Origin of the sequence: Microbulbifer thermotolerans (assembly GCF_900112305.1) — a bacterium.
In the GTDB taxonomy this organism is placed as follows: domain Bacteria; phylum Pseudomonadota; class Gammaproteobacteria; order Pseudomonadales; family Cellvibrionaceae; genus Microbulbifer; species Microbulbifer thermotolerans.
This window is the reverse complement of sequence record NZ_FOKT01000007.1, coordinates 60,595-72,101: the sequence shown is the minus strand read 5'-3', so window position 1 is coordinate 72,101 and position 11,507 is coordinate 60,595. Positions and strand designations below refer to the sequence as shown.

General features: G+C 56.7%; 11 protein-coding genes. 2 read left to right on the top strand and 9 right to left on the bottom strand.

What is annotated here, in order from left to right; genetic code table 11:
* Positions 1 to 202: 202 nt before the first annotated feature.
* The 9 genes from cas2e to BM155_RS12270 form a co-directional block, all read right to left on the bottom strand.
* Positions 203 to 493 carry a type I-E CRISPR-associated endoribonuclease Cas2e gene (cas2e, locus tag BM155_RS12310; protein WP_067151383.1) on the bottom strand — a complete coding sequence of 97 codons (291 nt, stop codon included), beginning with the start codon at positions 491 to 493 and terminating at the stop codon, positions 203 to 205.
* Positions 493 to 1,413 (bottom strand): type I-E CRISPR-associated endonuclease Cas1e, encoded by a 921-nt coding sequence (cas1e, locus tag BM155_RS12305; protein ID WP_074903449.1) that lies wholly within the window; start codon positions 1,411 to 1,413, stop codon positions 493 to 495. Before cas1e ends, cas2e begins: the two co-directional genes overlap by 1 nt.
* A 6-nt stretch (positions 1,414 to 1,419) precedes the next feature.
* Positions 1,420 to 2,115, bottom strand: a complete 696-nt coding sequence (gene cas6e, locus BM155_RS12300) for a type I-E CRISPR-associated protein Cas6/Cse3/CasE (protein WP_074903447.1) — start codon at positions 2,113 to 2,115, stop codon at positions 1,420 to 1,422.
* A complete protein-coding gene (cas5e, locus tag BM155_RS12295) occupies positions 2,115 to 2,837 on the bottom strand; it encodes a type I-E CRISPR-associated protein Cas5/CasD (protein WP_067151374.1) in 723 nt (240 codons plus the stop codon). The genes cas6e and cas5e overlap by 1 nt, the downstream gene beginning before the upstream one ends.
* A 10-nt stretch (positions 2,838 to 2,847) precedes the next feature.
* The gene (gene cas7e, locus BM155_RS12290; protein ID WP_074903444.1) at positions 2,848 to 3,885 is read right to left on the bottom strand and encodes a type I-E CRISPR-associated protein Cas7/Cse4/CasC; all 1,038 of its coding nucleotides are present in this window, start codon (positions 3,883 to 3,885) and stop codon (positions 2,848 to 2,850) included.
* A gap of 27 nt (positions 3,886 to 3,912) precedes the next feature.
* Positions 3,913 to 4,509 carry a type I-E CRISPR-associated protein Cse2/CasB gene (gene casB, locus BM155_RS12285; protein WP_074903442.1) on the bottom strand — a complete coding sequence of 199 codons (597 nt, stop codon included), beginning with the start codon at positions 4,507 to 4,509 and terminating at the stop codon, positions 3,913 to 3,915.
* Positions 4,506 to 6,146: a type I-E CRISPR-associated protein Cse1/CasA gene (gene casA, locus BM155_RS12280; RefSeq protein WP_074903440.1), complete on the bottom strand. Its 1,641-nt coding sequence runs from the start codon at positions 6,144 to 6,146 to the stop codon at positions 4,506 to 4,508. Before casA ends, casB begins: the two co-directional genes overlap by 4 nt.
* 40 nt (positions 6,147 to 6,186) lie before the next feature.
* Positions 6,187 to 8,916, bottom strand: a complete 2,730-nt coding sequence (locus tag BM155_RS12275; protein WP_083421180.1) for a CRISPR-associated helicase/endonuclease Cas3 — start codon at positions 8,914 to 8,916, stop codon at positions 6,187 to 6,189.
* A gap of 217 nt (positions 8,917 to 9,133) precedes the next feature.
* Positions 9,134 to 9,970 (bottom strand): BrxR family helix-turn-helix transcriptional regulator, encoded by an 837-nt coding sequence (locus BM155_RS12270; protein WP_067151359.1) that lies wholly within the window; start codon positions 9,968 to 9,970, stop codon positions 9,134 to 9,136.
* Between the two features lie 300 nt (positions 9,971 to 10,270).
* On the opposite strand from BM155_RS12270, the gene rsxA reads away from it, so the two are divergent.
* Positions 10,271 to 10,846, top strand: a complete 576-nt coding sequence (gene rsxA / locus BM155_RS12265; protein WP_074903438.1) for an electron transport complex subunit RsxA — start codon at positions 10,271 to 10,273, stop codon at positions 10,844 to 10,846.
* 3 nt (positions 10,847 to 10,849) lie between these two features.
* Complete coding sequence (rsxB, locus tag BM155_RS12260) at positions 10,850 to 11,458, top strand: electron transport complex subunit RsxB (RefSeq protein ID WP_067151355.1); 609 nt, start codon at positions 10,850 to 10,852, stop codon at positions 11,456 to 11,458.
* The last annotated feature ends 49 nt before the right edge of the window (positions 11,459 to 11,507 follow it).

Below are 11,507 nucleotides of genomic sequence, written 5' to 3'. Positions count from 1 at the left end.
CCGGTTTATCCCCGCACATGCGGGGAACAGATGGTGCCATCCATCGGGTCGAGGCCGAATGCCGGTTTATCCCCGCACATGCGGGGAACAGACTAAACATACATGATTGATTTATAAAGAAAAATACACCCTTTAAAAATCTACCAACCAGATTGAGCAAAAGAATAATCAAATTGTTAAAGAGCATTATGGCAAAGAGGAATTACTCTGGAACCGGAAGAAAAGACACTAATCGCAAGCCGTCATAGTCGATGGGTACACGCCGGTTTTTACCGCAGGTCTGGAAGTCAAAACCGGATTCCGTGTTGGTGGCCCAGCACATGGCGACATTGCCCTCTTCCACCAGGGCTTCAATCTGCTCCCAGATCATTTCCCGCACCCGCTTACTGACATCGCCCACGTAGACGCCAGCGCGGATCTCCAGCAGCCAGACCGCAAGCCGACCACGCAATCTGGGAGGGACGTTTTCCGTTACCACCACCAGCATACTCATTACTGACTCCTATGACCCGCGTCTCCAAGGGGCTCCGGTTCCGGGATAGCTGGAGGTTGGGTGTCCTCTGGTGGCTCGGGCGGGTCGATGCCGCCGGCGGCCAACACTTCTTCGATGGTGGGAATAATTTTCTTGAGTAGTTGCGTTTTCCTGAAGGAGTCACGGCAGGCGATGCGCACGGCCCGATCAGGAGAAGAAGGATTTTCAGCGGCAATGCGAAACGCCACGGGCACCACGGTATCGAACTTGAAAATGTCGGCAATATCGTAGACGAAGGACAGCGGCTTGCCGGAGTGGATAAAGCCCACCGCCGGCGCATACCCCGCCGCCAGCACCGCAGCTTCGGTCACACCGTATAGGCAGGAAGTGGCGGCACTCAGACACTGATTGGCGATGTCCGCTTTGTTCCACTGCTTAGGATCATAGCGGCGGCCATGCCATTCCACACCATACTGCTGTGCCAATATCTGATAGGTCTTGCGCACCCGGGCACCTTCGATGCCGCGCAGCTGATTCACACTTCGGCGCTCGGGAGCGGGCTCACCAAAACGCAGCTCGTACATCTTCCGCACAACCTTCAGCCGCAGAGTCTCGTCCAACGCCAGTTTGGCCTGATAAAGCAGGCGATCTGAGCGGGCGCCACCGGGTTGGCCACTGGCATAGAGGCGCACTCCAGCTTCGCCTACCCAGATCAACAATGTGCCGGTCACCGCCGCCAGTTTGACGGCGGCGTGGGAAACACGGGTTCCCGGTTCCAACATAATACAGGCCACGGACCCCACTGGAATGTGCTTGCGCTCTCCGTTCGTTTCATCCACCACCACAAAGGCGCCATCCTTTACGTCGATGCGCCCGTAGTACACAAAGACCATGGAGACGCGTTCTTTCATGGGAATAGGTTTGAGCGGTATAAAGGTCATGCGGCGCTACCCGCGCCGCACCATCAGCATCCCGCACCCGAAGGCGCGACTACGGCCCACTCCGTTGAACAGGGCCGCGCGCAACCGCGCCGGATCGGTCACGGTGATCACCCCTTCATAATCCACGGATGAAAAGCGGATTTGCCGCTGTTGCCGCCGCCACTGGTGCTGGCGGTAGCCACTCAGCTGCGGCGACATATTCAAGCTAAAGCCCCACTGTTCACAACGGCTTCTCAACCATTGTTCGGCGCTAGCTTCCATGGCCGCACGCACTTCTCCGGGGGTATCCCGGCCCTGCTGGCGACAGTGCCACTTGGCATCCATCAGTACGTCATGACGGCGGGAACTTTGTTTACCGGTACTTTTTCGAGCTACGGTGGGATTCGCACGTAATTTAAAAAGCAGTCGGTCTCCCGGCGATAACTGCGGGTCGAAAGGTTTGCTCTCACACTCCAGTAGCCCCGGTACCGGTACGGGTGCACGGGAAGACAGCACATAGAAAAGTGGGAGCCCCCGCGGCGATTCATAAGTATCCAATTGTTCTTTTTCCATTTCCTGGCGGAACAGAAAAGGCCTCTCTTCCGATTCAGTGAAGAGCTTCCACAACAATTGATGGTTGGCGTAGGCATCGCCAGCGAGTAATTTCACCAGGGCATTGCGGTCCATCCCCTGGGTCGCCACTCTGACTCGGGATAAATACATCAGGCTTCCTCCCTAAGACGTGCATGGTGTTCCCTGCGGTTTCCAAACTGCCAGCGGTCCCTGCTGATAAGATCATCCGTCAGCTGGCGGGTGTCCTGTACCTCGATATCACCGGCATCACCTTCCCAGTAGTAATCCACGCTTTCCGGTAAATTCAACCAGCGCGCCTGTTGATCACAGATGCGGGGCGGCACTGCGGCGAAGGCTTCTCGCAGCCCTTTCGCTTGCACTTTTTGCGGCGCCATTGGCACTGCGAGTGGGCACGCTTTGCGGCCCAAATAAGGCGTGAAAACCGGAGCGCGTAACGCCGCCTCCAATTCATCCAGATTCCAGTCGCTTTGCTCGTTGAGCAATACTGCCACCTGCCAAAGTCCATCCTGGCGGTATTCGCGGGAAGACAGCACTGTATTAAGTTTTTCCTTGGGCACGCTCAATTCATCCTTGCGGGTAAAATAGCGGGCCTTTTTATCCCGACCCGGCACTTGCACCGTGTGATAGTCCCGCATCAATCGGCCGGCGCTGTGTTGCTTTACCGCAAAGCGCACGGATGCGGCCAGCGCCTGTTGGTTGGGGCCGTCATCCCGGCGAATGCCGAGGGCCGCCGCCAGTAAGCCCAACAGTGCGGCGCGGCCCGGGTGGTCGGCGCTGGGGCGGGTTTCCCCCACCGCCGGCGCCCCCCAACTGGCCAGAGGGCCGTAAAGTTGGAATATCAATGCTTCCACTGGGCGCCTCCTAGTCTTGTTTGAGAAAATCCATCAGCTCCCGGAAACTGCCTTCTCCTGTATGGGCATTGAGGCTGTAGCGTTTTTCGGCACACTCGCCATACACTTGGTCGAAACGCTGTGCCTGCTCTTCCAGCCGGGCAATGGCATCGGTGGCCTGATCCTGCCCCTGCACCGGCTTGAGAAATGCCACTGACAGTGAACGTGGCTGCTGGGAGCCTTTTTCAGCCAGAACGTAAGACGCATAGGCCCGCGAGCCGAAACTGTTTTGCTTTCCGGAAGGAGAGACTTTAATCGCCGCTTCCGCCAGCGCTGCAATGGCTTTATCCGCCAGTTCCGCATCGCCACCCAGGTTGTCTACCAGCTGGTCTCGGTTGATGCACACATAGCTGTAAAATAAACCAGCGGCGAAGCCCGTCTCGCCGATATGGGCGGCGCCCCGGTCTTCATCGCCTTTATTGAGATCGTCCACGGCGGTGAAGTAGTCGTCTTCGATGACGACAGGATGAACAGTGATGGCATGGGCTACTTGACAGGCGGCTTCCACATTAAACGCGGGGTCGTCCGCCAACATCCGCCCAAACAGGCCGATATCTGCCGCCGAAGGGTTCTTGCGCAACAGATCCAGCTCTTCTTTTTCTGGCCCGCGCTTCTCTTCAATCAGCGTCTCGGTAAGCGCATCCACAGCCTGGCGTTCCTCGGGGCTGATGTGCGCCAGTTGCGACAGTTCCACACTGCCTTTTTCCAGCTTTCCGAAAACATCAGCAATTTTCCCCGCCCATTCCTTCGCCTTACCTTCTGCAATACCAGCCTCTTGCAAGCGCGCCATAACTTCCAGCCCCAGGCGTTTGGTGCGGACACCGAGATGACCGGCCAATGCCTCCTGAAAAACATCGGAAGTGCGCCAGTGCCGCTTAAGTGATTGTGAAGACACCCGCAGCCGTTCGGCACCACCCATAAACGCGGTTTTTGGCCTTCCCAAGTCATCCCGGTTCAGGTTGGCGGGCGGGTAGGAGGTCAGAAGGTGAAGCTGAATATAAGTGCTCATAAGATCAGTCCTTTATGGTATGAGGATTTATTTTGAGTAGGCGCTCAGCGCGGTGAAATAATCTGTTGCCCAGCGTACGGCCAGGCGGTCCATAGGTCTGGCGCTTTGGTGTCCCTCGTGCTCATAGAACCAGTGCAATATGTCATCGGCTAGAGACAGTACCGGCGCCTTCTTATTGATTAATGCCAAAGCCCGGCGCAAGCGTGTCAGGAAATCATCCCCATCCCGGCTTTTCTGTAAGCGCGCGAAACGCAATTCGCTCATAAAGGGTTTTCCGCTCTTCTCTTTTTGTGCACCCAGGCACTTGGCAAAAGTCACCGTTTTATCGTCCGGTTGGCCCCGCACTTCCGCCAACGCGGCTGCCACACAGGCCCAGGCCAGAATATCCCGATCGCGGCGCCGTCCGGTTTGTGCCAACGCCATCCACAAACTTCTGAATGCTTCACTCAAAAGCACCGCATCCAATGATTCACAGCGCCGCAATTCTGCCCGCGCACCGCGCTGGTTGGTCTGGCTTTGACTGCCACCATGATTATTGAGTCCGTGTAGTTTTTCCCACCACTGGAGAACTACAACTCTCACGTTTTCATCTTTTAACTTTTGGTAATAAGGTGTTTCGCTCATGCGGTTTCTCCTTGTTTTTCACCGGCACTTTGCGGTTGGCCACTGTCATCCAGACGCCCAGTCTTACGGAAAGCTTTAGCTTCCTTACCTCGATGAAGCTGCTTTTGGAAGGTGTTGCGCGCCTTGGTAATTTGCTTCATATCCAGCTGCTCTGCCGGACCACTTAAAGCGAACGCATCGAATTGAGTTGTCGCCTGACGGGTAACCGTGCGATACCAATGCGCTGCGATCTCGGCGGGAAAGCGCTGCGGAGGTGTGCCTCCTGTCAGCAATTCACCCAGTTCCATCAAAAGCTGATAGAACACCTGCTCAGTGGTTTCCCACAGGGAAGCACCGATATAGCTCATGTCTCCTTTGGCATCCTTGGGACGGCTGAACCAGGCTTCCTTAACTTGGTTTTGCAGCAGACGAGCGCTGCTGTCCGTGAGATCAATCATCTGTCGCAGCCACATGTGAGCCAGAGCCCGCGCCTCATCCGACAAGGCCAAAAGTGGCATGTGTGCACCGTACCAACATCGGGGTTTCATGTTGTCCATGTCGTAGCCGAACACCCAAAGACTGGCTACTGTGGGCAGGTCTACGTCCATTTCTTCGGCCGTATCGCATTTCTTGGCGTAATCCAATACCACCCATGCAGGCAAAAACCCCTTCTCTTCTTCGTCTTTTATGGTCAGGGCTTCCCAATAGCGATAGCCCAGACCATCCGCTTGTGCCTTGCGCGAATAGGGAAGCTGTTCCGGTTTTTTGGGATCGCGGCGGTACGGAGTGAGGGGGTGTATCCAGGGGCCGTCATAATTGAAGCCGTAATTGCGTGCGCGCAGTGAAGAAACGGTTTTCTCACTGTTTCGCCCACAGAGATCACAACGGCAAGCGCTGGACCGGATATTCAAGCGTATACGCCGGGGCATGGCCCAGTAGGGGTGAAGCGGGTGCATTTCTTCCGGAAAAGTCCCCTGCCCCTTGTCACTGACCTTAGTTTGTCCCAGCCAGGGGAAAACCCTGGGGTCGGAATTGCTGGGGGCGTCATAATTCCAGCCATCCGTATCCAGCACATTGAGCCAGAGGCGTTGCCAGAGGGTACAGCCTGTATCGACTGGCATAATCAGCGTGGTCAGTGGCCCCCCACCTCGCAACCCGGTTCTGTACCCCTTTCCTCCGGATGGCGCATTGATCTGTAATGTAAATAACGCTAAGGCGGCACAATCCGGGCAAAGCTGTTCCACCCTGCCCGCTTTGACAAAGTGATCGGTATTGTTTTTTACGGTTGCCGCCCCGGGGGAATCAATCAACAAAGCGGCAATATCTGTGCTTTTTTCCTCCGCCAACAAATCAAAATCCTGCATAAATGCCGGCCCGGCACTATCCAGTTCAAATGCGGGCTGCCATTTTTCCAGGACTTCCCTGAGCTCATCTATGGAAGGGGGCGTTTGATACAGCCTTACCCATTCTTCTTTGTCTTCCGGGGCCATAGCTGTCTGTAACAGGCCAATCAAAAACTGATAGGCCGCGCCCTGAAAATCCTCTCTAGGTAACGCCAAGTCGATAATTTCCGGGTCTACCATTGCGGTGACAGGCAGGTATTCCTGGCTGCCGTCGCGGCGCCGGAAAGGCAGCCATGGGGCGATCAGTAGGTTCACAACATTGCTCCTTGCTTACTTTTTTGAGTGTTCTGGTTTGCTATTCCCCATGATTGGAGACACGACGCAACCCCACGTCCCCGCTATACTCGATAGAGGAGCCGCCTTCTTCCACCAGCCACAAACGGCTGTACTTCAAGCCAGAACAACATTCCAACAACTGGTCTTTCTCATTGGACAACGCCTGCGGCCATTCCGGCAGACACCTTGCCAGGGACTCGCGAACCCGAAGCTGGCTCAACTCCCAGGCGAATTGCTCCGCCTCCACCCAGGGTTTAAGAGCGCCATCTGCCCCCCTCCGCACCAGAGTGATTGTGATGCTGGGTTCCTCGCTCAAGCGGGTGCCAATCTCTATCTCCAGATCTTCAAACCAACTGCGGCTGGCTTCCGTGCTGTATCCCTTGTCCATATCCAGGCGGTTGAAGGCGGCCATAGCTCTTTGGCTACTGCGTTCGCCCTCCTGCTGCAGATGCCGTTGCTGCAGCCCCTCGGGAATACGGGGTTCGGCATCCTCGCCAAATACGGATTCGATCAGGTGACGGGCGCGACCGGGCATATCGATACCGCCATCTTCACGCAGGGCTTTCAGTGTCAGCCAGAGTTGTCCGTGGTCGCGATAGACCGCAGCTGTACCCGGCATGGGATCAGACAGCCAATCCGGACCGGGCTGTTCTTCGTAAGGAGGCGCCAACAGATACAAGACCGGTAACGGGCGCTGGTCATCGCCCGCCACTGGGTTACCACTGCCATCCCGCCGGTGGCGATGCAGGCGCCCGGCGCGCTGGATCAGCAGATCCATGGGAGCGAGATCGCTGATCATCTGATCGAAGTCCAGGTCCAGGGACTGCTCCACCACCTGGGTACTAACCAGAATCCAGCCGGCCCTGCTCTGTGCATCAGACTCTTTACCAAAACGTTGCAGTGCGGCCTGCTCAATCGCTTGGCGGTCCGCCATAACGAAACGGCTGTGAAACAGCATGATTTTTTCCGGGTTCGCCGCCCGCTCCTGCAATGCCTGATAAGCGGCGATGGCGTCATCCACGGTATTGCGTATCCAACAGGCGCACTGACCACTTTCGGCGATATTAAGCAGGTGCTGAATCACGGTGTCCGGCTCGTGCATTGTTTCCACCGCTACCCGGCGGATGACACTGTCGCGGGTTGCCAGCGGAAATTGCTCCAGCCCTTTATCTGTGATCCGCGTAGCAAGAGGGAAAGATTGCTCCAGGCTCACGGGAGTTTCGTCCAGATATCGACCACTCCGATATGCCGCAATAAGTCGCCGCTTCATAGCGTGGGGCAAGGTGGCGGTAAGCAGGATAGCGCTGCCGCCCTGGCGCGCATGGGCCCGCAGCACTTCTTCCAAAAGTCGAGCCATGTAGTCATCACAAGCATGGACTTCGTCTACCACCAGAACTTTGTTCGCCAAACCAATCAGGCGCAACGCTTGATGTTTGAAAGGCAATACGGCCATCAAAGCCTGGTCCACGGTCCCCACACCTATGTCTGCCAGCAATGCCTTTTTGCGCGAGTCGGCAAGCCATTGGTTACAGGCTTCGGAAGCGGTCTCTTCCTTTTCGCCATAGGTGTGATCCCGCAATTGCTCGCTCACTATCGAGCGCGTAAAACGCGTATTGAGGTGACGCGCTCCGTGGGCCAAGACCAGATTGGGCACTTGTCCGCTGTCGTACCAGCGGCGATATTGGTCGGCTATGCGGCCGTACATGGCATTGGAGGTGGCCATGGTAGGCAGCCCCAAATAAACACCCTGAGCCTGCCCGTTCTCCAGCAGGCGGTGCACCAAAATCATGGCTGCCTCTGTTTTTCCAGCACCGGTAACATCTTCGAGCACAAACAGCTGGGGGCCGTCCGCCCAGTCCAGGTCCTGGGCCCACTGCTGCAGAGGTGTTGGCGAAAAACCAAAAAATTTTTCAACGCCAGGGAAGCGGGCCGGTAGCAATTCGTGACCAAAACCGGTTTTTTCCAGGGCTTTCGCCGCTTGTGGCAGTGCGGTGTTATGCCAGTAGTCCTCCAATATTTGAGGTTCGGACCGGTAGGGGAATAGGGACTGGTCTGAACCAAGCCAATCTGCCACTACAGCAAATCCAGCCAGGTGCCAAGTTACTTGCTGAAATTGTTTGAGCCAGTTTTTGTCTCGCACCTGCCGCTCTGGCCATTGCGGGCAAAGCCACTTGGCGACCTCGCAGGTATATTCCCAGGCCGCCAGACGATCTTCGGGAAATCCCGGTGAAGGATGTTGGTTTGTGCCCGCATCCACCGGAAGCCCGTGGTGGCCAAAGGCCATGTTCAGCAACAACCGAAGAAATTTTTTCGAGCCACTATCCGTCTCACCCCATCCCCAGGCGCAAAGCCCCTGCTGCTTGAGTTCACCTCTAAAAAAAGCTTTGAGGAAAACGGCACCCGCCTTACTGTGATGGGGCCATTCCCCTGAGCCATAAGCGAGACCGGAGTCCGTCTCTACCAGACCCGGCACACCCGGCTCGGCCAGTGACTGAAACGCTCTGGAAAACTTTCCCAGATCATGCAGCGCCAGGCTGAAGACATATAGGGATTGCAACTGCTCCGGCTCCAGCGACAACTGCGATGCTAAATCGCGGCACCGGGCAGTACGCGGAGAGAACAAGTGATAGCCAACCGCAGCGACATCCAGGCTGTGAAATGGCAATAAGTGACAGGGCGCTCCATCAAGATCAGCGTTCGCTTTCGCTTTTCCCCAATAGCGGAAATAGGTTGGAGCATCATTCCACATTAACACCAAACCCCCCGTTACTCCTTTTATTCATTCATGGCTGTTGCGCTTGAGCAACAGCCACTTAGCTCCGATCGGCCTTAATTCTGGCGAAATAATCCAAAGCCCCCTTGCCGTTGACACAGCACCCTAACGATTCCTTTTACACTGGCCAACGCTGAAAAAATTTACAGGTAAACTCAGTTGACACTCCCACCCATTTTTCTTTTACCAACCCTCAGAAAAGCCACTCTTTCACGTCATCTTCGTTTACAAGCACCAGCTGCTGAGCCTCCGGCCGCCCGTCCAGCATTTTGGTGTTCACCTGCATTTCCTTGAGCAGGTAACTGGCCAGTGCGGCGCGGGTCTTCAGGCATAGTTGGCCGCCTTCCATGTTGTAATCGTGTTCAAGCACGGCCTTTTTCTCCGGGGTTAGGCGTGCATCCGGTTCCAGCACCAGGGTGATTTCAGTGTTCCAGGCAATATCTGCCTCGGCAGTGTGGGGGGATTGGTCCAGCACTTCCGGTTGTCCGAGGAAGCGGCTGAGTACGAAATCGCGGTATTGCCGGTTCTTTTCGCACCAGGCGCGCAGATGCCAGCGCAATCCGGTATTGACAAAGGTGTGGGGGACAATAATGCGCCCCTCTCCGTTCGGATTGGAGATGGAGCCGTAATCCACTTCTACCCGCCGGCCCTCGCGGATGGCGCGGACCAGTGGTCGCATCACTTGCGGGGTGACATTGCGGGCGGGGTGGCGCAGTACGCAGTTGGGCAGACTGTAAGTAGCGTCGGCCGGCAGTGCACGCGCACTGAGCCCGGCCATCCAGTTGAGGTATTCGGCAACATCCGCGCTGATATAGTGGCGCTGGAAATCCGGGCTGGGGGTATATCCCTTTTCTCTGGGGCAGTAGTCACGCAGATTCCCGGGGCAAATATCTCGGTAGTCGTTGATATCCTTACTGGCACATTGGCGGGTGACACCAAAGAATTCTCTCAGGTGCCTGGTGTTAAGGCGCCCTTCCCAGTAGGCGATCAGTTCGATCAGCCAGAAGCGGCGCTGCTGGGGGTCTTCCATCCGGTAGCCTTCCTTTTCAGCAGACAGAGGCGGCTGATGCCGTGAACCAGCGCACAGTCCTATGCGGTTCTACCGGAGGCGATACAAACGTGTCAATTACAGGCCGTTACACGCCATTACACACCGCAGACGCCCCCTGGCAGCAACCGAGTTGAAGGCTTCCCGGCACTCACCCATAATACCGCCCCTGCGCGGCAATCCACGGCCCGCCAGACGCTTCCGCCGGGCTGCTTAGGCGCTCTTTCCCCGTTCAGACTGCGGTTCCTAGGCCCCGTCTGCTTGGCTCTAACCGGATTTTCTATGACCGAATTCGCCGTCATATTGCTCAGCACCATACTGGTCAACAACTATGTGTTGGTGCAGTTTCTGGGGCTGTGCCCCTTCATGGGGGTTTCCAATAAGCTGGAGACCGCCGTGGGCATGGCGGGGGCAACCACCTTTGTGCTGACGCTGGCCTCCATTTGCTCCTACCTGGTGAACACCTATCTGCTGGAGCCCTTTGGCATCGAATACCTGCGCACCATTTCCTTTATATTGGTGATTGCAGTGGTGGTGCAGTTCGCGCGCATGTTTATCCAGAAGACCAGCCCCCTGATGTACAAAGTTCTGGGCGTCTTCCTTCCTCTTATTACGACCAACTGCGCGGTGCTCGGCGTAGCCCTGCAGAACACTATGAAGGCGCATAACTTCCTGCAGTCCACCCTCTATGGCTTCGGCGCGGCGGTGGGCTTCTCCCTGATATTGATTCTGTTCGCCTCCATGCGCGAGCGGCTGTTCGCGGCGGATGTGCCACAGCCCTTCAGGGGTGCGGCCATCGGTATGATTACCGCCGGGTTGATGTCCCTGGCGTTTATGGGCTTTAGCGGCCTGGTGTGAGCGATGCTGGACTGGTTTTCTGAAATTTCCACTCCCCTGCTGATTCTCGGCGGCATGGCGCTGGCCTTTGGCGCACTGCTGGGGTTCGCTGCGGTGCGCTTTAAAGTGGAAGGGGACCCGCTGGTGGAGCAGGTGGATGCGCTACTGCCGCAGACCCAGTGCGGCCAGTGCGGCTATCCCGGCTGCCGCCCCTACGCCGAGGCGATAGTTCACGGCGAGAAGATCAATAAGTGCCCTCCCGGCGGCCAGTCCACCATTAACGCGCTGGCAAACCTGCTGGATGTGGAACCCATGCCACTGGATGCGGAGCACGGCGAGGAAAAAGAAACCAAGATGGTGGCTTTTATCCGCGAGGCGGAGTGCATCGGTTGCACCAAGTGCATCCAGGCCTGTCCGGTGGATGCCATCGTGGGGGCGGCCAAGTATATGCACACAGTGATCTCGGACGAATGTACCGGCTGCGATCTGTGCGTGGAGCCCTGCCCGGTGGATTGCATTGAGATGGTCCCCCTGGAGACGCCATTGCAGGGATGGCACCCGGAGAAGCCGCCGGAAGGAATAGAACTGATTGCCAGTGATCGCCGGCAGCTGAGTAAGAGGAGTGCCGCGTGAGCAGCGAACAGCAACAACTGCGGCGGGAGTCCGCGCTCGAGCGTCGCGC

What these genes read in the sequence shown, in the direction of transcription:
- BM155_RS12275 (WP_083421180.1), bottom strand. Translation starts at nt 8,916, where the DNA reads ATGTGGAATGATGCTCCAACCTATTTCCGCTATTGGGGAAAAGCGAAA.
- cas7e (WP_074903444.1), bottom strand. Translation starts at nt 3,885, where the DNA reads ATGAGCACTTATATTCAGCTTCACCTTCTGACCTCCTACCCGCCCGCC.
- cas2e (WP_067151383.1), bottom strand. Translation starts at nt 493, where the DNA reads ATGAGTATGCTGGTGGTGGTAACGGAAAACGTCCCTCCCAGATTGCGT.
- casB (WP_074903442.1), bottom strand. Translation starts at nt 4,509, where the DNA reads ATGAGCGAAACACCTTATTACCAAAAGTTAAAAGATGAAAACGTGAGA.
- cas1e (WP_074903449.1), bottom strand. Translation starts at nt 1,413, where the DNA reads ATGACCTTTATACCGCTCAAACCTATTCCCATGAAAGAACGCGTCTCC.
- rsxA (WP_074903438.1), top strand. Translation starts at nt 10,271, where the DNA reads ATGACCGAATTCGCCGTCATATTGCTCAGCACCATACTGGTCAACAAC.
- BM155_RS12270 (WP_067151359.1), bottom strand. Translation starts at nt 9,970, where the DNA reads ATGGAAGACCCCCAGCAGCGCCGCTTCTGGCTGATCGAACTGATCGCC.
- rsxB (WP_067151355.1), top strand. Translation starts at nt 10,850, where the DNA reads ATGCTGGACTGGTTTTCTGAAATTTCCACTCCCCTGCTGATTCTCGGC.
- cas6e (WP_074903447.1), bottom strand. Translation starts at nt 2,115, where the DNA reads ATGTATTTATCCCGAGTCAGAGTGGCGACCCAGGGGATGGACCGCAAT.